Raw genomic sequence first — 22,913 nt, forward strand, 5'->3', positions numbered from 1 at the left:
TCCGGTTTGGAGCTTTTTTGTTATATACTTTTAATCGTTAAATCTGTTATTTGGACTTCTCCGTTTGTAATAAATCCTAATTTTCCTTTTAGGTTTAAATTGCTTTTTTCGATAGAACATTCTAACGTTGTTTCATCATTAACCGAGAAAGACAATTGGTTATTTAAAACTTTTATTTTCACCAAATACCACTTATTATTTTCTAATTTCATTGATTCAGTAAATAAACTTGGGCCTCCACGCATTTCATATTCGTCACTTCCTTTTTTGTATGTTCCTCTTCCGATAACGATATTTTGATCTATTTGATACAAATATGTTCTAATGTATTTTTCTTTTTCTGAGTTTAGCATGATCTCAAATAAAGATTCTTTTGTCATATTTACTCTAAAATTGATTTCATAATTTTTTGGAAGCTCTTTTTTAGATTCTATAACTCCCCAATGCATTGGACTTCCTTTTCCTGTTAAGGTATCTTTTGAAAGAAACCATTCCTTTGAGCTTGAACTCCAGTCTGATTTTAATTGTGAATCTTGCGTTATTGTATACTCTTTTTTTGCAGTTGAAATTGTACCTGAGCACGAAATTATTATTAGATGAACCACTAATAATGTAATAAATTTAATTTTCATATTTCACTTTTAATTTAATTCTGAATGGTACTTTATCTTTCCAGTTGATCCGGTTGGTGAGGGAATTAATTCGAAAACAGAGGTAGGGGCAAGGCCTTGTTCTATACGGTGCGAAACATATACAATACTGACGTTTGTTTCTTGCTTTATAGTATTGATAAGCTGAATGACCAAATTTACATTTTCATCATCAAGCCCTTCTACAGGTTCATCCAGAATTAATAAAGGAGGATGTTTTAAAACTGCTCTAACAATTAAAGCGACTCTTTGCTGCCCGATTGAAAGATCAATAAAGCGTTTTTTTCTTAAAGATGTCATTTCAATAACTTCCAGCCATTGCGAAACGACTTGTTTTTGTAGAGTTGTTGGCTCCATATATAATCCGATAGAATCAAAAAAACCTGAAAGAATCATTTCTTCCAAAGTGTGGCTTTTTTGAAATAAATCGGTCATTACCGTTGCAAAGATTCCGATTTGTTTTTTGATATCCCAAACGCTTTCGCCGCTTCCTTTTTTTCTTCCGAATAAAAATAAATCCTGCCCAAACCCTTTTGGATTATCACCTGTAATTAAAGACAAAATGGTGCTTTTTCCGGAACCATTTGGACCAATTAATTGCCAGAATTCACCTTTTTGGATCGTCCAGTTGATGTTGTTCAGGATTTTTCGATCATCATAACTAACAGAAACATTTTCCAGTTTAATTAATACACTTTCGTGGAAGGTATGTTGTTCTAAAGCTTTTGGAATTGACGATGCATTTAAAGTTTTAAAATGATTTTGGGTTTTCGAAATTGGATATAATTCAAATGTATTGTCTTTAATCTGAACTTTATTCGGAACGAAATCAAGCACGTCCGTTGTACGATTTACCAATTGGATAATGGCAACAGTACTAGTAAGTTTTTTTAACGAAAGAGCTAATTCAACACGAGAAGCCTGATCTAAATGATCGAATGGATTATCAAAAATGATAAAATCAGGGTTTTGATTGATACAGTATTTTAAAAACTCTTTTTTGCGTTCGCCTGATGAAAAGGTACGCAATTGTCTGTGAGATTCAGGAGCAGCTTCGATACTATCGTATTGATATTCTTTTTCGATGAATTTTTCGATAGAAATGTCTGAAAACAAAATCCCTTTTTGATTGTTAAAGACGGCTAATTTTCCTTGCGCCTGACCCGAAAGCAGAGTGTCAATAAAGGCTTTTTTATTTACCAGATTTGATAAAAGAATATCCCAATGCTGCATTTGTTTATTTTAAAATTTTAGTTTTTTTCTTTGGTTGCCATTTGACGATTATTACGCGACCATTCGCTCCAGGATCCGACATACAGTTTCGGAATAGGAATTCCTGCGTAATCCATGGCTAATAGGGTATGACAAGCCGTAACTCCTGAACCGCAATGGACAATAATGTTTTCTGATGGTATGTTTTTTAAAACTTTCGCATATTTTTCAGCTAAATTTCCGGAAGATTTAAAAAGGCCATCTTCTTGTAAGTTTTCGCTAAATGGAACATTAATTGCGCCCGGAATATGACCGGAAATTAAATCCAGTGGTTCTGTTAAGCCGTCAAAACGATTTTTGTCCCTTACATCGATTACAATTTTGTTGCTATTATTTCGGGCTATTTCTACTTCTTCTATATTCGCAGTTGCCAGCTTCCATTCAGAAATTGGATAAATATTGGTTGCTTCAAATGTTTCTGTTTCTGAACTTAAAGGAAATCCGATTTTTATCGCCGCTTGTAAGCCTCCGTTTAAAACCTGTACTTTTTCGTGCCCAACAGCTTTTAGCATCCACCAAAATCTTGATGCAGCATTTGAACCATTTTTGTCATCGTAAATAATGACATGGCTTTTTGGTGCAATTCCTATTTTTGAAAGTACTTCAGAAAATTTTTCCAAAGATGGCAAAGGATGCCTGCCGCCTTTTTCAGGATCATCTTCAACAGTTGCTAAATCACGATTTAAGTCGATGTAACGAGCACCTTTTAAATGTGCCTCTTTATAATTTTCTTCTGCATTAATTCCTGCTCTCGCATCAATTAATATAATTTCGGAAGTTTTTTTTAGTTCTGCTAATTCTTTAGAATTAATAATTGGGGAACAATGTTGTGACATCTAAATAAATTTTATTATAATTTAGCCGGGAATTTTTTCAATCAAAATTTCAACACCTGATTTGTCAAAATAAGTACATGTCATTTCAATAATATCAACACGCCATTTCGCAATTCCGCATTGACCTGATTGTTTGCAAAAAGTAATATAATCGGTCTGACCATCCTGATGAGCTACCAGAAATTCTATAAAACGTTCTTTGTTGGCTGTATCTTCAATTTTTATTTCAGGATATTTTTCATCAGAAATGACACTGTAATTATTTACTCCATAGTATTCTACATGCCCGTCATTTACAAAAGTGTCATAGCCTTTTACACCCAAAATAATCAGGTCCTGTATATAATTTGGAAAATCAGCACCACTTTTTACTTTTGCATGCGCTTCTTTTATTTGTTCTATTGTAAACATAAAATTTGATTTAAGGTTTTACTTTTATTGCTTCAAAAATACGATTAATGGTTTTATAAATTGATCGAAAGATTCAATATGCGGTAAATGTCCGGTATTTGGGATTTCTACCAGTTTAGAATTCGGAATTGCCTTTTGTGTTTTTTTACCTAATTCAGCATAGTTTCCCATTGTTTTTTTGACTTCTTCGGAGACTAATTGTTTTCCAATTGCCGTTTTGTCCCTTGTTCCAATGATTAAAAGTGTTGGGCTTTTGATATTTTTAAATTCATATAAAACAGGCTGAGTAAAAATCATATCGTACATCAAAGCAGAATTCCATGCAACAATGTTATAATTTGGAGCAGTGGTCCATCCGGCTCCAAGTTCTGCCCATTTTTGGTAATCCGCATTCCATTTTCCGTCGTAATAATTTTCTGTTTGATATTTTTTGATGGCTTTGTAGTTTTGTTTCAATTCAGATTCCAACCACCAATCAACGGATTTATACGGAACAACCAATTTCCAGTCTTCCAAACCAATTGGGTTTTCCAAAACTAATTTTTCGGCAGTTTCAGGATACATTAACGTAAATCTTGTGGCTAACATTCCACCCATCGAATGTCCTAAAACAGTTGTTTTTTCGATCCCCAAATGATCCAGTAATTTTTTGGTATTCTCGGCAAATTGCTGGAATGTATATTGAAAATTATCAGGTTTTGAGGACTTTCCGAAACCTATCTGGTCAGGAACGATGACACGGAACCCTTCTTTTGTTAAGGATTTGATAGTGGTTTCCCAATACGCCCCATTAAAATTTTTACCGTGAAGCAAAACAATATTTTTATTGGTGTAATTGTTTGGTTTAATATCCATATACGCCATTTGTAAGGATTGGCGCTGATTGCTCAATTCGAAAAATTGCACAGGAAAGGGATATTGGTAATTAGTCAGATTGATGTCCAGTTGCTTTATTTTTTGCTCTTGCGAAAAGCAAAATAGCGGTAATAATAAGAATATGAGTTTTATAGTTTTCATTCAAAGGATATTTTACGGTTGAGAATTATAAATTTACCGCAATACATTTTTAATGCAAAAATTAAAGTCTTAAAGTTATCAAAAAGTGGGAATAAGATAAAATTATGCCATAACAGCTATAATATTCAATGCTGCTTTTGCAAGTTCTTTATCTCCAGTAATTTCGACTTTTTCTTTTGCTTCATCAGACGTTATCCCTTTAGAAAATAAAAGCCATGCTTCATCAGGATTAATTTTTAGGGTTGCAGTTGGTTCTGTATCAAAAGATGTAGTAAATTCCCAATAATCTTCTTTTTTAATAATACTCCATTGCCCGCCAATTTCTGTATTTACAATTACGGTTACAATCGTATGATTTTGTGCTTTTATATTTTTATAGGCATGAGGCAAAGCCTGCATGAAAGTATCAATAAAAGGATAAAACAATGTTTTCGTTAAAAGAGCTTGTTTTCCAACGGCATTCCTAATTTGCTGTTGATGTAAAAATTTCTCAGTGTATTCGCGGGCAATATGAAACCAGTTTAGTGATGTCTCTTCGCCGGCCCAGGCCACTGAAAAGAGGGTATTTTCAAAAGGATTTAATGTTTGCAAATGTTCGGAATACTGCTTACCTGTAATTTCTAATAAATTAATTATAACATTCGGACTAAGTCTTTTTGTGGCATTGGTCCACGTCATATTCAATTGATTTAAGAGATTAACCAAATCTATGTAAGAATTAATATTTTCAGGTTTTTCTCCAAAATATTGATCTCTGGAAATAGATAAACCCCTTAAGTTTCCATCCAGTAAATGAGAAGCTATATCTTTTACTTTCCATTTTTTTGCTACAGTCTGCGCATTCCATTCTTCTTCAGTTAATGATTTCAAAAGGTCAATTAACAATTCATCCAGAACAGGAAATAAGTGTAAAGTTTTTATGGGGATGGTTTCTTGAGAATACATTCTATGGCTTTTAATTAAACTCAGTTTGACAAAGCTAATTTACAAAGTTTTGTAACAATTTGAAATCCGTTGAACTGGGATTCTTTCTGATTTGATATTGTGAAAATCAGAAGTTTAGTGTTGAAAAATATATGTAATTAAATTAAATAGTTAATTTTTTGCATTTCAATTGTCTGGCTAAAAAAAATACGGGTATAGCTATGTAAATAGTAATGTATTGATATTTAATAAGATAAAACAGGATAGGACAGGACGGTCTCTTTTTATCTTATGATTAAATTCGGTTATAACTATCTTATAACCAATTTGTATGAAAAAAAAAAAACCAACATTTAAGCATGCGCTTAAGTTTTTTATGATTTGTGGGTTAATTACCTGTTTTGATAATGTAAATGCCCAAACATTAGCATTTCCGGAAGCAACCGGATTTGGCAGATTTACTACAGGTGCAAGAGGTGCTGCAAATCCTCAGATTTATTTAGTAACGAATTTAAATGATAGCGGACCGGGTTCATTTCGGGATGCTGTAAGCCAGCAAGGAAGATTTGTAATATTTAAAGTAGGCGGAATTGTTAATTTGCTTACTCAGGTAGTGGTGTCGCCTAATACAACTATTGCCGGACAAACGGCTACAGGAGAAGGTATTGTGTTTTTAGGACCAAGAGTAACATTTTCAGGAGCAAGTAATACTATAGCGCGATATCTACGTATTCGATATGGAGGAACGGCCCAAAATCAGGATGCTTCAGGATTGTCAAATGGGGCGAACATGATTTTCGACCATATGACTTTTACCTGGGGTACAGATGAGGTTTTCTCTATCAACTGGGATAGTAAAGGTTTGAGTCCCGACAATATAACAATTCAGAATTCGATTATTGGTCAGGGGTTACATCGCCACAACCACTCGGCCGGCGGACTTATTCAGCCTTCAGGCGGGAAAATAAGTCTGATTGGAAATTTATACATCTGTAATAAAACCCGTAACAATAAAATAAAGGGAATTAATGAGTTTGTAAACAATGTCGTTTATAATTGGGGTAACTACGGAAATACGTACGGACATACTGAATCAGGAGACGCTTATATTATGGGTGGGGATTCTGCCGGAAATTCTGATGTAAATATTATCAATAATTATTTTATTGGAGGGCCTAATACCAGCAGCTCGGTTTCTACACCTTTTAACAGAGGAAATGCTAATTTCTTTTTATACGGTTCAGGCAATTATTTTGATAATAATAAGGATGGTATATTGAATGGTACTCTGGTACCGGCAGATTTAACAGGATACCCTACCGAAGATGCAGCATCAATTCTGTCAACACCATATGATTATCCGATGAAAAATACAACGCTTACTGCTGAGGATGCATATGATAAAATTGTATCAGGTGTTGGAGCTTCGTACCCAAGACGCGACCAGGTAGATAATTTAATGATTTCAGATTTGATGTCTAAAGGTACAACAGCTACTTATGTGTATGTTCAAAATGATTTAACCGCCAAGTTTGGTTTCATTAACGGAGGTGCAGGGCATGTTTATGGTGCTCCGGCTCCTTTAGATACAGATAATGACGGTATGCCAGATGAGTGGGAAGATGCTAATGGGTTAGACAAGAATACTGCTGATGCTTTAGCAATAAGTACGTCAAATGCACCTTATCTGAATATTGAAGTGTATATTAACGGACTAACGAATCAAACGCCAACAGATTTTGTTATTCCGCCATCAAATATAAATTTCACTAATGTTATCTCAATAGAAGTTCCGCCATCCAGTTCTTTAACCATTAATTGGATTGACGGTGCTGTAAATGAAGATAATTATGTAGTAGAGCGTTCAGTAAATGGCACTGATTATACAGAGATTGTTACGCTTGGTGTCAATGTTACAACCTATAACGACGCCGAATTGCTTCCAAATACTAAATATTATTATCGGGTTAAAGCAACAAACAGCACCGAGTCATCAGTATACGAAACCGCATCAATAACTACACCGCCAATTCCGTCAGCACCCACTAAAGCGACTGCACCAATTCCTGCTACAGGATTTAATAATGCAGAGCTGACAAATGGTAATTTAACATTGAAATGGAGTGGTAGTTCAAATACAGTAACTTATTCGGTATACTTTGGTACTGATTCAGGAAGCTTAACTAAGTTAACTGATATTGCTTATTCTGCAAGTGTGTCTCATCAGCTTACTGGTTTAAGTCCGGCAACTAATTATTATTGGAGAATTGATGCTACCAATACAAAAGGAACTGCAACAGGAGATATATGGAGTTTCCGTGCTCTGACACCAAGCCTTGTTGGTCATTGGCCATTTAAAGAAGCAGCATTGGAAGGTGAACAAATTACTGATCTTACTAATTATGCCAATCATGGCGTATTAGATGTTGCTTATGATAATGCAAATGTTAGAGTAGCAGGAAAACAGAACAATGCTTTAGATTTAACGACATCATCGAGCAGTATGTATCTGGCGAGTATTCCAAATCAGGATTATTTATTGTTTGATAAAAATTCTTTTACGATTTCTTTCTGGATGAAAGCCGCTCCTGGTTTACTGCCCAGTTCTTCGGCAACGAGTTTATATGTTTTATGTAAAGGATCAATTACAAAAAATGCCATAACTGGCGCAACTGGTAAACGTTTTAACGTTGAAATTAAAGGAGGGGCTTTGCGTTTTGCCATAGATGATGATGTAACAAAAAGGGAAGTAACGACACCTGCTGCTAAATTTTTTACTGATGAGTGGGTAAATGTAATTATCATGAGAGATGTTATTGCCCATAAAATAAGGATTTATACCAATGGTGTTTTTTCTGCTGAGCTTGATGAAACAGCAGTTACGGGTATTGGTGAGGCAAGTGATTTCGTAATTGGTAATATTGGTGAGTTGGAGTTTAAGGTAGCTACTAATGCTCCTGCACCATATAAAGGGTTATTTGACGAGCTTAAAATGTTTAATTTTGCATTGACTGTACCAGAAGTGTTGTCCCTATACAATGAAGCATTATTGAACAATGAAAAATTCAACCAAAATAAAAATAATATTATTGTATATCCTAATCCTGTAAAGGATCAAATTTTCATTGCTATTCCAGATTACAACCAATCGTTTGTTTCAGTTACTTTGAGTGATGTAACAGGGAAAATAATTATGAATGAAAAGATTACCTCTGATGGAAATGGAGTCTTTACCCTGAAAATTGCAAACAAAAAAATATCAGGACTTTATTTATTAAATGTTTCCGGGGAAAACTTAAACAGCAATTTTAAAATTGTGGCAGAATAAGAACTATTAAGTGTCTAGTCCTGAAAAGGTTATAATAAAAAAAACCGTTACATTAATTTGCAACGGTTTTTATAATTTATGAAGAGTCTTTATTTTAAAGTCCGATAAAATCATCACTTTTTGGAAAAGTGCTCAAAGCTTCTAGTGCAATTTCAGGAGTTGGTGAAGCGAGCTTTCTAAGTTTGGTATCCATCCAGGCGCCATCCACCGTAATAACAGCACAAAGCGTATCGTCTTCTCTTCTAAATTCGTGAATGATTGACCAGCGGGACGCGTCGGCTTTCATTTTTGATGTTTTGGTGTGGATGAATATTTTATCCGAAAGCTTTAATTCTTTTCTGAAAACACATTCTTCTCTAAATAAAACAGGCCCAAAACCCTGAGTCTGCATTACTCTCAATGTTAAGCCTAACTGTTCAAGGATCTCGATACGATGCTGTGCGCCAAAATCATAATAAGCACTGTGACGAACATGAAAGTTAGGGTCGAGATCTGACCAGCGGAAGGATATTTCTTTAATAAATGATGCCATTTTATAGTTGTAATTTTAATATTATTCAGACTGTTTTTATCAGGTTGGAAAAACAGTTATTTTCAGGAAATCGAAATTACAAATAAAAACAAACAGTTTATTAGAAAATAGAACTATTGATATTGAAATTGTCTTTTTAATTTTTAAACTAAAGTGAAATATTTTATTCCAGTTTAGATCTTGTATATCTAATTATTGTAATAATTTAGAGTCTATATATGTGTATTTGAAGTCAATTGTATATTAAGAAAAGAGTAACTTCGGAATTAAATAATCAAACAGTTGCAAGAACGTACTTGCAACTGTTTGATTATTTAATAAATTTGTTTTGCTTTTTTTTTAGAGTGGGCATATGTAAATACTTTTCTTTAAAAGAAAAGTTAAATTTATTTCGAATAATGATACAAAATTTAATTGATTAAGATTTTATTACTTTCTTCTTTACCATTATCATTTATTTTTAAAATGTATATCCCTTTTTCTAATCCTTGAACATTTATCGAAGTAACTTCATCCTTAATTTTAATTTCTCTTTTTTGAGTTCCGTGTAGATCATATAATCGAGCTTGGATTTCTGAGTCTATTCTAGCGTTTGAGTTCTTGTTTTTTAATTTTATGTTCACAATATTATTTGCAGGATTCGGATATATTTCAAAGTTTGAACTATTTATTGTATCCTCATTTGTAATTTTTACCCCAGGATCAGCAACTCTGCTTATTTCTTCATCTTCATTGTTTAGCCATTGAGAAACAAGTTGCTCATTTGTTCCACAAGAGTTTGTTGCTTTTAATTTCATTGTTATTGAAAAAGGAGGGTATGCAGTAAAATTTGCGTATCCACCCACACTGTAAAAATCGACACTACCAGTACTTGAAACAAATTCCCAAGTATAACTAGAGTAGTCATTGTATAGATCTACAGCGTTATAATTATAAACATATCGTTCAACTCTTTCTCCGGTATAGTGTAAATAAGGATAGTCAACAATTCTTATAACTTTTGTTATTGCAAAAGTTTGTCCACAAGAGTTTGCTACTAATCCTGTTAATGTAAAAATACCTTTTGAAACTGGAATCACGATTGCCTGATTGCCTGAATTTGTAACAGTTGCAATTGAGTTATTAGATGAACTCCAGCTGACGGTGAGCTCATTATTGTTTAGATTTGGAATATTATAAGTTGCTGATGGTGATTGATAACATATTCCAGGACTGCCACTAATTGTTAGTAAGGAAGGACTAAAACCAAGCCTTGCTGTCGAACAAGTTTTTGAAGGTTGATCTACACCATTTAGTACTGGAACTACTGTAACGCCTGAAGGTACGGTTGTATAATTTGTAGGTTCTAAGTATATGTAATTTTCAGTTGTTGTAAAGCTTGTGTTTCCAGGGACAGGAGTACCATTTCTACTCCAACCATAGCCAACATACCACTTATATGACAAAGTTCCTGGAGAATTATAAACATTATTAACAGTAAAACTATAGCTTGAGTTTGGGGCACATCCAATTAATTGTGATGTAGGGCTAAGTTCAAATGTAGGAGACGGATTCTTGGTTAGTTTGTAGGTACAAGTTTTTGCAGGAGAATTGCCTGAAGAATGAATGTATTCCCCATAAAAATTGCTCCCAGTAACGTCAATACTTGAAGCTAATATTGTTTGGCTAAATGTCCCCTCCCATGTTGTTCCACCTGAAAAAGCAGAGTTGTTAACTAATATCCCATTAATTTCAACAGGAGTAGCGGAACTGTTTTTTTTCAAAAAGATTTTAAATTGTGCAAAAGATCCAACATCTGTTGATGAAGATGGTTTTGTAACTCTTAAAGTAAAAGTCACTGTCACGGAGGTATTATTCCCTAATGCTATTGTACTGCAATTTTCAATAGGTGAATTGTTAATCTTAACATTATACATTCCTACTATTATCTGGGAGTTAACCAAATTTGTAAAAGTAAAAATAATAAGAAGAACTTGGAGTATAACTCTTTTCATAATTTATTTATTAAAATTAGTATTAATTTTTTTATAAAAATAAGATTTTTCAACAATATATTTTAACTTTAATTAAAAAATATTTATTGAAATTATAAAAATAGATTTAAACATAAATTTTATAATTTTCGAAATATTTGTTTTATTAAGGAATTTATTAAAATTCACAGAAAAAACTAATTTAAGAATCCTTTTGTGGCGGTGTTCGCCATAAAAGATTGTAATGTATAGCAGGAAACAGCTCCTGATAATGACACGTAAAGTACTGATATGCCACGAATGTCAGTCTCCAAAAATGTCATGTTGTCAGATGATTAATGTCGTGCCAATATTAAAACTGACAATTTACTTTGGTTTTTTATATTGGCACAAAGATTGACTTATGCCACCTGAGTTATAAAATGTATATCAAAATTAAATATATAAAAAATGGGTAAAATAATCGGAATTGACTTAGGTACGACGAACTCTTGTGTTTCTGTAATGGAAGGTAACGAAGCAGTTGTTATTCCTAACGCAGAAGGAAAAAGAACAACGCCATCTATCATCGCTTTTGTTGAAGGTGGAGAAATTAAAGTAGGTGATCCTGCAAAAAGACAAGCGGTAACGAATCCTACAAAAACGATTGCTTCTATTAAACGTTTTATGGGACACACTTTTGCTGAAACTACAAGTGAAGCAAAAAGAGTATCTTATAAAGTAGTAAAAGGTGACAACAATACGCCACGTGTGGATATTGATGGTCGTTTATATACTGCTCAGGAATTGTCAGCAATGACTCTTCAAAAAATGAAAAAAACTGCTGAGGACTATTTAGGTCAAACTGTAACTGAAGCGGTTATTACTGTTCCTGCTTACTTTAATGATGCACAACGTCAGGCGACTAAAGAAGCTGGTGAAATTGCGGGTCTTAAAGTTATGCGTATCATCAATGAGCCAACTGCTGCTGCACTTGCTTACGGATTGGATAAAAAAGGAACTGATCAAAAAATTGCTGTTTACGATTTAGGTGGAGGTACTTTTGATATCTCTGTTCTTGAATTAGGAGATGGTGTATTCGAAGTATTGTCTACAAACGGTGATACTCACTTAGGTGGAGATGATTTTGACCACGAGATTATTGACTGGTTAGCGAATGAGTTTTTAGCTGAGGAAGGTATTGATTTACGTCTTGACCCAATGTCATTGCAACGTTTGAAAGAAGCTGCAGAGAAAGCAAAAATTGAATTGTCTTCTTCTTCAGAAACTGAAATCAACTTGCCATACGTTACAGCTACTGCTTCAGGACCAAAACACTTAGTTAAAAAATTATCAAGAGCTAAATTTGAGCAATTGACTGATTCTTTAGTTAAACGTTCTATGGAGCCAGTTGCTAAAGCATTAAAAGATGCAGGTTTATCTACATCTGATATTGACGAAGTAATCCTTGTTGGAGGTTCTACAAGAATGCCAAGAATTGCTGACGAAGTGGAGAAATTCTTTGGTAAAAAAGCGTCTAAAGGAGTTAATCCTGATGAGGTTGTTGCTATTGGAGCAGCTATTCAGGGTGGAGTTTTATCCGGAGATGTAAAAGATGTATTGTTACTTGACGTTACTCCTTTATCTTTAGGTATCGAAACTATGGGTGGTGTATTGACTAAATTAATTGAGTCTAACACAACTATTCCAACTAAAAAATCACAAGTTTTCTCTACTGCTGCTGATTCTCAACCATCTGTTGAAATTCATGTATTGCAAGGAGAAAGAGCGATGGCTGCTGATAACAAAACTATCGGTCGTTTTCACTTAGATGGTATTCCACCAGCACCAAGAGGAGTTCCTCAAATCGAGGTTACTTTTGATATCGATGCGAATGGTATCATCAAAGTTTCTGCAACTGATAAAGGAACTGGAAAATCTCACGATATCCGTATCGAAGCTTCTTCCGGATTAACAGCTGAAGAAATTGAAAAAATGAAAAAAGATGCTGAAGCTAACGCTGACGCTGATAAAATAGCTAAAGAAAGAGCTGAGAAACTAAACGAAGCTGACAGCATGATTTTCCAAACAGAAAGTCAATTGAAAGAGTTAGGAAGCAAATTAGCTGATGACCACAAAGTTGCTGTAGAATACGCTTTAACTGAATTGAGAATGGCTCACCAATCTCAAGACATTCCAGCTATTCAAACCGCTCTTGACAACATCAATGCAGCCTGGAAAACAGCTACAGAAGCTATGTATGCTCAAGGTGAACAAGGCCAACAAGCAGCTCCTCAACAAGAGCAATCGCAAGGTGACAATGTTGAAGACGTTGAATTTGAAGAAGTCAAATAATTACTGATTAACATCAGTTAATAATAAGTATTAAACCGCTGTAAACGAAATGTTTACAGCGGTTTTTCTTTTTTATTCTTTTTTGTTTCCGCTGTTTTTTAATCATTTTTTGCCATATATTTGTACCATATTTGTACCGGCACTTAAAAGGAGACAAAGTGGCACTTATGTATACTTATGGTACCTTAATGAGGAGACAAAGACGATGAAAAGAATAAATAAACAATGGGTAAAGTATCAGATGTGTTGGTGGTCAATTATTCTATCTAACATTTATAGATAATTAACTATTTATAGTATTATAGCAGTAAAAATTAAAACAACCTTCGGGTTGTTTTTTTGTTTTATAACGTCTTAAATCGAAAAAAATGGGTTCAAACCAGACTTGGTGTATCAGATGTGTTGGTGAAATTAGAAACATGATAAAATATGGAAAAACAAAGTCTGGCGTTCAGAGATATATTTGTAAGCTGTGCAGGAAAACCAGAGTTGAAAATTATGCTTATCAAGCTTATAAGCTAGATATGAATAAAAATATTATTCAATTCACAAAAGAAGGTTTGGGAATAAGAAGTACCGCAAGAATATTAAAAATTTCAACTACAACATTATTGAAAAGAATTGTATCAATTGCTAAAACTATTAATCAGCCTATTATCAGTAAAGGAAAAACTTATGAGGTTGATGAAATGTGTACATATATCAGACACAAAAGAAATTTTATCTGGTTGGTTTATGCTCTAGAAAAGAATTCTAAAAATGTTGTCAGTTTTAATGTCGGCAGAAGAACCAATAAAACATTAAGCCATGTTCTGGATACTTTAAAATTATCAGAAGCTAAAAAGATATTTACCGACAGATTAAAAAACTACAGATATCTGATTGATGAGGAACTGCATTCTGTAAAGCGTTTTGGTACAAATCATATTGAGAGGAAAAATTTGACACTCAGAACTCATCTTAAAAGACTAAATCGAAGAACGATATGTTATAGTAAAAGTTTGGTAGTTTTGATTGCCATTTTAAAGATTTACTTTTGGTTTTGAGTGTTAGTCAATTGTTTTATGGGTTTAAAAACTTAACGGGACTCGAACCAATTTTCCTTGAAAACACTTATTCTAGTAGCCCTAACGGGACAATTCTCGAACCATTTTTTAAATGATTTAAAAAATAAATAAATATTGTCACATAAATTAAATCTTCTAATTTAAATTAGCAGTGGAATCTATATTAAAGTATGATGAAATGCCCTCTAAAGAAAATTTCAATGAGAACATAATGATTTATTTTTGTCATTATCTCTTCAATTTAATCATAAAAAGAAGCGTTACAATAAATGTTCACAATAGGCTTGTTAAATAAGTGTTTTCTAATATGGTCACTTAGTTTTCGTCAAGTACTAGCTATAATTTTTTTCCAATTCGGCGTACTCCATAGGAGTGAACCGCATCCCACAATTTGTGTTATGTTTGAATTTTCTCATTTCATCATCTTTCATTTTTATTGTTCCCAAGCTCTTTTCTCTAGCTGTCTTCACCTCCGAGTTTTGAGGATATAAACGGCAAAACAAATGGCTGTAATGTTCGTCTTGTAGTTCATAGGAACATTGTGATCTGGCAGATTTTTCTTGTTTCTTTATCTCAAATACTTGATGTGGTTTCAACGATTCAGTAGTTTAAACTTGAAAACCTTTTGGTTAATTACAATTTAAAAAATTATAAACTATGAATCCTATCAGGACTATATTTTGAACATGATAGCTATTGACTGTTATTTTAAGTAAATGTTATATATGTACAGTAAAAAGTAAATGATAATGGAAAATGAGAAGTAAAATAATTTCTTTTTATTCAATATAGAGATGGAGATTTGTAATTTTTTTTGAAATTCAGTAGTTTTTTAGATATAAAAATTCAGGCGAATTCTTTGTGATGCCAAGTAAATACTGCATTCTTACATATTAGAGTTGTTCTATTGGATTTTTTTATGAAAAAAATTACAAATCGACTTGTTTGTTTCGTTTATAGTCATATATTCGTACTAATATTGATTACGAATCACCCTCCCCTTCCTACAAGAAGTAAATCAAAAAAAGTACTTAAGTACAAAAAGAGGTATTCTAAAATCATATAGAATACCTCTTTTTTTGTTTATACTAGTCACACAACAGAGAGAGGGTTCTAAAAACAATTTTTAACAATTTTACAAATTAATTATTTTTATTATGGCATTTAAAGCAATTTTAGAATTCGAAGGAAACGAGTACCAAGTATTATTCTCAAAAGTTGATATGTTAAGACATACTGATGGTAAAGGAGCTGTTTCATCTGAAATTAAAGGAGGTAGATTAAACCTAAAATTAAAATCTACAGACAATACTACTGTCATTGAGCAGGCAGTAAACAGTCAGCACAAACCGGTAAGCGGAAAAGTAAAATTTTTCAAAGCAGATTCTGAACAAGTAATGAAAGAACTTTCTTTTGAAAATGCATTTATTGTATTCTTCAGCGAGCAGCTTGATGCTATGGCAGAAACTCCAATGACTACTGAGATTACTTTCTCTGCAGAAAAAATTACATTAGGTAATGCAACATTAGATAACAATTGGGCTAAAATTTAATTTTTCCTATTGACAAACAAGAAGCGGTTATGTGTCGCTTCTTGTTTTTTTATGCAATTTATTGAACAAAACATTGATTAGTATCACTTCTATATTTTCAGAACACGATATTTTTAGCTTAAAATGGAATTCGGTATAAGAATTTTAGACTATAATCTATTTAAGTTAAAAATTAAAAATCAAACTTATAACTAAACATATTATGGTCATTCCTAAAATAATATTTGGTATTGATAGAAAAGAAATCTCACATTTTACGACTATTGAGCTACACCAAACCATTAATAACCACCATCATTTTAAAATTAGTGTTCCGCATTCTGTGATCGAACAACCAAGAGCATATACGATGCAGAGTGCACAAAAATGGTTGGGAGGCGTTTTGCACATTGTTTTTGAAAACAATAATGATTTTTTGGGAATAGTAACCAATATTCAATATGCTCAGGAATTAGGGCATGTAGGAAGCCAAATTATTATTTCGGGTTATTCTAAAACCATACTTCTTGAATCGGGACCAAAACTAAGCTCCTGGCAAGATACTAATTTGCATGATATCATTGATGAAGTGATAAAAACAGCAGCGGGTGAAAAATTACAAAACGATATTAAACCGGAGTTCGGCAACAATTTAGAATACCAAACCCAATACCTCGAAACTGATTTTCAATTTATACAACGCTTAGCCAAACAATACAATGAATGGTTGTATTATGATGGAGAAAAACTTTTTTTTGGCAAACCAACTACCACTACAGAGTTTACAAAATTGATTTATAATAAAGATCTTTATAACCTAAATATTTCTGTTCAGGCAATCCCTAACCAGTTTGGAGCCTTTACTTATAACGAAGATGTAGGCAAACTGTATCAAGCCAAAACCAGAGACCAGATAGAAGGATTTCCAAAATTGGGTACTGATGCCATAACTGCTTCTCAAAAACTATATGCTACATCATCATTAGAATATGGCAGAATTGCCGCTGGTGACGATATGTATTTGCAAACTATACTGCAAAACAGGCAGCAAAGTGCCGCAGCAGAATCTAATTTTATAACCGCAACTAGCCGAAACAGAAGCTTACGAATAGGCATGAGCATTAGTATAGATGCCATGCAGGTAAAAGACAAATTGGCTGCATATACCAGCGGACAAGACATTAATAAAATCAATTACGAAACCAACGAAGTAGGAATCTATATCATCACCGAAATAACGCATAAAGCCAGCGACATAGGTGAGTATGAGAACAGTTTTAAAGCGCTGCCGGCCAAAATACGCAAGCTGCCTGAACCAAACATCGCTTTTCCTATGGCCCAAATGCAACAAGCTGAAGTAGTAGCTAACGACGACCCAAGAGGACAAGGCAGGATACGTGTAAAAATGCTATGGCAATCCACCAAACAACAATCTACACCATGGTTACGTGTAATGACACCCGATGCAGGAACTAGTGGTGAGGTGAGCACCAATCGCGGTATGGTTTTTATCCCCGAAGTGGGTGATCAGGTTATGCTGGGGTTTCGCTATAACGATCCCAACAGACCATTTGTAATAGGTAGTTTATTTAACGGTAAAACGGGTACTGGCGGAGACCTAAAAAACAACATCAAAAGTATTTATACCCGCACAGGAAGCACCATCACTTTTGATGAAGGTGATTCGAGTATTTTGGTAAAAGACCCTTCCGGTAACAAGTGGTTTATGGATGGTGATGGAAATATTGAGGTTACGGCTCCAAAAAACATTACGATTAATGCAGGAGAGAGTATAATTATGTCGGCAGGGCAAAACATTGTGGCTTCAGCACAAAAAGATATAAATGTTATTGCGGGAGAAAGCATCACAGAAATAGCAAGTGAAGATTATAATCTTACAGCAAGTAATATTATTGAGACTGCCCTGGTAGGCAGAAATTCTAAAGCTAAAAGTATTACTGAAAACATGGAAACAGGCTCTTACATAAGTACTAAAGAATCTATAAATGTAGAAAGCGCCAAAGAGGTAAATATTAATAGCGGAAAACAGGTAAAGATGCAGTAGTATGGCGGGAGAAAGCGGAAATATAATACGTAACATAACTGGGAAATCCTACAAGGAAGCAGAGACTATTACAAAAGATGCCTCTAAAGGAGCATTGGATTTTAAATCTCCAAAAGAAAATACTTTTTATGGAAAAGATGGCGGAAAAAAATTTGCGGATTATGAAGCAAAAAAGGAAGAGAAAGTAGAATCTAAGCTTATAAAAAACGCATATTGGTCTGATAAATATGGAAAGAAAATTAATTGTTTACTATATTCAGTTAAAACAGTTTATGTCTTAGTGAATTTATTACAAGGAGCAAAAGGGAAAAAAATATCAATAACCTACAAAGAGTATAACTCAGTATCTAATACAAAACTAAATAGAGATACTGACTATATAATTCCAAATGACAATTTACAACAATTATGTCCAATAGCTTTTACTATTAATGATTATACGATAGAAGATGAGGATGATATAGCAGAGTATATTTTTGAGATAAAAATTGATAATGGAGAATACAGTAATGAAGAAAAACTTAGAGTGCATGCGGTAATATATATTCCTGAAATAATGAAAAGTTTAGGTTGGAATTATGCTTTTAAATCTCAAGAAGATTGGTTTAACGGAAAAAAGAATAATTATCCTTGGGAAAGTAAGCCTAAAATTGATGATTTTACTATGGGTTGGGCGTTAAGTTTTGAGAGATTTAAAAAACGTTATAATGAAAATTTAAATAAATGGAAAAATAGTCAGTCACTAGAATCATTAAAAAAGGAGATTGGTAAAATGGTAAAAGATGGGTATGCAACTTATCCTTCTTCTAAAAACACAATAACAACCTTTGGGCTTAATAACATTGCTAGTGCAGAATTGGTTGACAGTATTATTAAACCTGAGGAATTTAAAAATGAAAAAATAAAAAATGTCAATGTTAAAATTCCGTTATTTGACAAATACTATTTTACTAGTGTTCCGTATGAAGAATCAAAATTTAGTGATTTAGATGATTTTTTTGGTTCAATTGCTAATTGTAATATTCGATTTGTTGCTAAGGGAACTTTAGAATTTAAAAGCTCAATTGAAACGGAAGTAACAATTACAGAATTAGGAATATATATTAGGGATGGATTTGATTATGTGGGAGATCAGCCTTTAGGGTATTGGTCACTCAAAGATAAAAAGACAAGTAAAAATATTCTATCTGGAGGAAATTTCAGATATATTAATAATGAATCATATAGAGATTATAGAAAAGACAGTGGTATGGGAGAAGATTTTTATAGATACTCAAACATTTATATTTATAAACCTAATTTCAAATTTAAACTATGAGAGCGTTTGTAATTAAAAAAACAAGAAGTGTTTTTCAATTTTCTTTTTTATTGTTATTTTCTAATTTTTTAACTCTAATCTTATTTTATGACAGATTGCATGTAACAGATTGTTTGGCTGATGATTTAGAAGAAAGTAGTAAAACATTTTATTATTATAAAATTCTAAATTTTGAATATGCTTCAAGTTTTTTGACTCCCTGTTTAATTCGGTATATTATAGCTATCTTTTTTGTGTCTATATTTTATTGTATCTGTCTGTCTTATTTGAAATTGCATCTAAAGATAAGTATAAAAAAAATGTTTCTTTTAGTGGTATTGACAATTATTTTTGGATGTTTTCTATTTACTATTGAAACATTATTTGAAGAACCTGCTTTATTTAATTTTAATAATCTCTTCAATTTATTAACTCTTTACTTCGGGTATTTTGTTATTATTCATTTTGTTGATGTAGGTATATTTATTCTGGTAACGATAATTGCGACATTTCTTTTTTTTAGAAAAAACTATATTATGGTGTGATTAATCATTAATCAAAGAAATAGAAAAAATGGAGAAGGATGGATTTACACTTAAAGTCGCATTTGAAAGGAAAATAAAAGGTACTTTATGAAAAAGATAATGTTTTTTTTAATTATAGTAGCAGTTTTAAATTCTTGCTCTAAAACAGAATTTTCAATCGAACCAATCCCAAATGCAGTTATGTATTTAGGAAAGGATAAGTTTGAATATTTTGATGTAATGGGTAGTGATGGATTAAGTAATGAGCAAATGATTGAAAAACTAAAACAACATACTATTCAAAGTTTAAATGTTGATTCTGTTAAGGCATACGATTATCAATTGCGCATTTACTATAAACATTCTTTTTTTTCAAAATATAATACCTCAATAGGCTCGAAATGGGATGGAGAAGGCACTAGAGATGGTGATTCTCCAAACTTATTTGGTGCTGGAGACAGAAGGATTGGTTTAGTGATGATAAATAATTCTGGCGCAGAATTTAATTTTCTGTCTTATGTAGATACATCAATACCGGGACATGAAGAAATAGATAGTACTTTCCTTGCGAAAATTCTGAAATACAAAAAAAGAGTAGTTAAAGAAAGTGAATATTATTAGAAAAAAAATGAACCTCATGGAAAACTTCAATTTGATTTTTATGATCATTTTGGTTTAGATTATCCTGATATAGAAAAATATGATAATGATATTTTTATAGCATGGTTTGTCTTACAGCATTTTAGAGATTATAAACCATTTATTACAAGAGTTTCCTTTACAACTAAATTTTGATAAATATGATATTGTTTTTTTTCAGTTTAAAAAGAATATTTGAATTAATAGTGATTCTACTTATATCCTTTTTAATATTTTCTATACAATTTGGCGGACTACCCCACGGAGAATGGGTTGCATTAAATCTTTATCCAGCAATTGGCGGTTTACTCACTTGGGTTATTTTTAATATAATTTTATTTTGGACAAAAAAAAATGACACTAAAGATTTTAAATATTATTTCTGTTTTATTTTATTCGTAGTACCTTCAATTATGATGATTCTGTTTTTACTAAAAAAAATGTAACCTTATAATGTGAATTTGCAATCCTTAATCAGTAACTAAAAGTTCTAAAGATTTACATATGATGTTTGGACATATCAAATATATATAACGAAATATAAAGTAAAAGGAAATACTTTTGAAATAGGATTAGAATATATATATTATGATCACTTTGGATTAGACTATCCAGATATTCAAAAATATGATAAAACTATTTTTTATTCTTGGTTTGTTTTACAGCATTTTAGAGGATTTAAACCTTTTGTTACAAAACTTGATATTGTTGGAGAATTAAAATGAACCTTTTAGAAATACTAAACTATGAAAATTAATATGACAATTCTTATTCCTTTTTTATGTTTAACATCATGTAAAAATAAAAATATGGAAATAGAATCAATAGACAAAGAATTAAATGATAAAGCAGAATATGGGATTCAATATTTTGAAATTTCAAATTATGAAAATTTATCAAATGATGAATTAATTAATAAATTAGAAGATTTTGAGAAAAATTATAACCTAAATCGAAAACTTGAGGCTTATAGTATGTTTCAAGTATTGTTTTATAAAAAAACAATGTTTGCAAATTATCAAAAGTATGCTTATGAAACAGCACGAGATAATGAATTTGGAGGAATTGAAGGATTTGAGGATAATCTAGTTTCTAAGATATATTATTATAGAGAAGATTCAAATAAAAATCAACTTCGTTATACAAGAATATTGTATAAAAATGATTCGATTATTCTAGAAAAAAAGAACATGATTTCAATAAAGTAAAGATTTGGACATGCATATAATACAAAATATATCTGGGAGATCTCATAAGGAAGCAGAGTCTATTACAAAAGATGCTTCTAAAGGAGCATTAGATTTAAATCTCCAAAAGAAAATACTTTTTATGGAAAGATGGTGAAAAAGTTTGTTTGGGGATTATGAAGAAAAAAAGAAAGAGTTGCGAATTTTATTAGAATATAGAGATAAAAATCAAAATTATTTCCCCAAAGAAGTATTGGCTGAGTAATAGCAAATAAGAAGAGAATATGAAAAAGACGTTAATAATAGCAGGCGGAGTAATCGGATTTTTATATTCTTTAATAGGACCAGTAGTTAGTTATGCTGATACAGCACCTTTAGATGATGAAATAGGTTTTGAAATTGTTTCCTGGAAAGTTTTTATTTTAGAATCTTTGTTATGTATAAGTGTAGGATTATTAGTAGGATGGATAATGTTTTTATTCCTAAAAAAGGTTGTAAAAAAGAAGATATAACACATAAGTGCACAGAAAAAATGACTTTTGAAATAACACATAAAATAAACACAATAGTTAATGATAATGCAAAAGAAATTCAAACTTCTTTTGATGTTGAATTTCTTGCTTTAGAAAAAAAATCAGATTTTAATACATATGAAATCAGCAAGACAAGAGTTGTTAATAACCCTGTTCACGAAAATACCTATTTAACATTTCTGGAAAATTTAGATCAGCTTACCTATCCAATTAAAATTCAGACAACAAGTCAGGGAGAATTTGTTAAGCTAATAGAATATAAAGAATGGCTCGAAAGATGGGAAGAAAACACTGCTATTCTAATGGAAGAATATGATGATAACAAAAATGCCAAAGACATATTAGAAAGGTTTAATCTAAATGTATATGATGAACAAACTTTTACCCAAAATAAATTTAAAGAGCCTTTTTGGAATTTGATTTTTTTTAATCCGGAAGTTGATGAGGAGCAATCCGATAACACAGCTATTAATTGGAATATAAAATCCATTGGAAATTTAGAATGTATCGGAAAAACAAAATTTGTTATATCAGATGCCGGTGAATCTTTACTCTGTTTTGAATCGCAAGAAGCAGTAAATGAAGAATGCACCGAAATGATAAATTTTATAACAGGTAATAAATTCAATCATAAGCAGTATCTGACAAACGTAAAAGTAATTACAACTTTAGATACTTTTAATAGAAAGGCAAAACACAAAAGTGCAATTTTTGAAATTCAAAAAGATAATTTATTTCATTATAAAGAAGAAACATTTTTAAATATAAAAAGAGAAATTAATTCTAAATAAT

At 32.0% G+C, this 22,913-nt stretch carries 18 protein-coding genes and 2 pseudogenes; 12 read left to right on the forward strand and 8 right to left on the reverse strand.

The genetic code is table 11. The features are described from left to right. Positions 1–20: 20 nt before the first annotated feature. The 6 genes from J2W48_RS20195 to J2W48_RS20220 form a co-directional block, all read right to left on the reverse strand. Entirely contained in the window at positions 21–632 is a 612-nt protein-coding gene (locus J2W48_RS20195) for a 3-keto-alpha-glucoside-1,2-lyase-like domain-containing protein (RefSeq protein ID WP_310283622.1), read from the reverse strand. 9 nt (positions 633–641) lie between these two features. Further along, entirely contained in the window at positions 642–1,883 is a 1,242-nt protein-coding gene (locus J2W48_RS20200; protein WP_310283624.1) for an ATP-binding cassette domain-containing protein, read from the reverse strand. A gap of 17 nt (positions 1,884–1,900) precedes the next feature. Then, positions 1,901–2,758 carry a sulfurtransferase gene (locus J2W48_RS20205; RefSeq protein ID WP_310283627.1) on the reverse strand — a complete coding sequence of 286 codons (858 nt, stop codon included), beginning with the start codon at positions 2,756–2,758 and terminating at the stop codon, positions 1,901–1,903. Between the two features lie 21 nt (positions 2,759–2,779). Then, entirely contained in the window at positions 2,780–3,169 is a 390-nt protein-coding gene (locus J2W48_RS20210) for a DUF1398 domain-containing protein (protein WP_310283630.1), read from the reverse strand. Between the two features lie 24 nt (positions 3,170–3,193). Next, positions 3,194–4,186 (reverse strand): alpha/beta fold hydrolase, encoded by a 993-nt coding sequence (locus J2W48_RS20215; protein WP_310283631.1) that lies wholly within the window; start codon positions 4,184–4,186, stop codon positions 3,194–3,196. A gap of 102 nt (positions 4,187–4,288) precedes the next feature. Further along, entirely contained in the window at positions 4,289–5,131 is an 843-nt protein-coding gene (locus J2W48_RS20220) for a maleylpyruvate isomerase N-terminal domain-containing protein (RefSeq protein ID WP_310283633.1), read from the reverse strand. Between the two features lie 310 nt (positions 5,132–5,441). On the opposite strand from J2W48_RS20220, the gene J2W48_RS20225 reads away from it, so the two are divergent. Next, positions 5,442–8,438: a LamG-like jellyroll fold domain-containing protein gene (locus J2W48_RS20225; protein ID WP_310283635.1), complete on the forward strand. Its 2,997-nt coding sequence runs from the start codon at positions 5,442–5,444 to the stop codon at positions 8,436–8,438. 94 nt (positions 8,439–8,532) lie between these two features. Here the strand turns inward: J2W48_RS20225 and J2W48_RS20230 are convergent, their stop codons facing one another. After that, entirely contained in the window at positions 8,533–8,970 is a 438-nt protein-coding gene (locus tag J2W48_RS20230) for an acyl-CoA thioesterase (protein ID WP_310283636.1), read from the reverse strand. Positions 8,971–9,380: 410 nt separating this feature from the next. Continuing rightward, positions 9,381–10,964 (reverse strand): T9SS type A sorting domain-containing protein, encoded by a 1,584-nt coding sequence (locus J2W48_RS20235; protein ID WP_310283638.1) that lies wholly within the window; start codon positions 10,962–10,964, stop codon positions 9,381–9,383. 429 nt (positions 10,965–11,393) lie between these two features. Here J2W48_RS20235 and dnaK point away from each other — a divergent pair, with 429 nt between their 5' ends. The 11 genes and pseudogenes from dnaK (at position 11,394) to J2W48_RS20280 (ending at position 22,912) form a co-directional block, all read left to right on the forward strand. Next, the gene (gene dnaK, locus J2W48_RS20240; RefSeq protein WP_173966835.1) at positions 11,394–13,277 is read left to right on the forward strand and encodes a molecular chaperone DnaK; all 1,884 of its coding nucleotides are present in this window, start codon (positions 11,394–11,396) and stop codon (positions 13,275–13,277) included. A 368-nt stretch (positions 13,278–13,645) separates the two neighbouring features. Next, positions 13,646–14,323 (forward strand): IS1 family transposase, encoded by a 678-nt coding sequence (locus J2W48_RS20245; RefSeq protein ID WP_310283639.1) that lies wholly within the window; start codon positions 13,646–13,648, stop codon positions 14,321–14,323. A gap of 1,178 nt (positions 14,324–15,501) precedes the next feature. Continuing rightward, complete coding sequence (gene tssD / locus J2W48_RS20250; protein WP_042563897.1) at positions 15,502–15,897, forward strand: type VI secretion system tube protein TssD; 396 nt, start codon at positions 15,502–15,504, stop codon at positions 15,895–15,897. Positions 15,898–16,099: 202 nt separating this feature from the next. After that, positions 16,100–17,941: a type VI secretion system Vgr family protein gene (locus J2W48_RS20255; protein ID WP_310283642.1), complete on the forward strand. Its 1,842-nt coding sequence runs from the start codon at positions 16,100–16,102 to the stop codon at positions 17,939–17,941. Position 17,942: 1 nt separating this feature from the next. Continuing rightward, positions 17,943–19,259, forward strand: coding sequence for a DUF6402 family protein (locus J2W48_RS20260; RefSeq protein ID WP_310283643.1), 1,317 nt, complete (start codon positions 17,943–17,945; stop codon positions 19,257–19,259). Between the two features lie 611 nt (positions 19,260–19,870). Further along, on the forward strand, positions 19,871–20,383 hold the full coding sequence (locus tag J2W48_RS20265; RefSeq protein WP_310283646.1) for a hypothetical protein: 513 nt from the start codon (positions 19,871–19,873) through the stop codon (positions 20,381–20,383). Between the two features lie 18 nt (positions 20,384–20,401). Next, a pseudogene (locus tag J2W48_RS23170) lies at positions 20,402–20,557 on the forward strand (DUF3289 family protein); the annotation flags it as partial. Positions 20,558–20,916: 359 nt separating this feature from the next. Continuing rightward, positions 20,917–21,126, forward strand: a pseudogene (locus J2W48_RS23175) (DUF3289 family protein); the annotation flags it as partial. Positions 21,127–21,210: 84 nt separating this feature from the next. Then, entirely contained in the window at positions 21,211–21,609 is a 399-nt protein-coding gene (locus tag J2W48_RS20270; protein WP_310283648.1) for a hypothetical protein, read from the forward strand. Between the two features lie 263 nt (positions 21,610–21,872). Further along, positions 21,873–22,100, forward strand: coding sequence for a hypothetical protein (locus J2W48_RS20275; RefSeq protein WP_310283650.1), 228 nt, complete (start codon positions 21,873–21,875; stop codon positions 22,098–22,100). Between the two features lie 20 nt (positions 22,101–22,120). Next, positions 22,121–22,912 carry a hypothetical protein gene (locus tag J2W48_RS20280; RefSeq protein WP_310283653.1) on the forward strand — a complete coding sequence of 264 codons (792 nt, stop codon included), beginning with the start codon at positions 22,121–22,123 and terminating at the stop codon, positions 22,910–22,912. Position 22,913 lies beyond the last annotated feature (1 nt).

It is taken from the genome of Flavobacterium piscis (genome assembly GCF_031457575.1).
GTDB lineage: Bacteria > Bacteroidota > Bacteroidia > Flavobacteriales > Flavobacteriaceae > Flavobacterium > Flavobacterium piscis_A.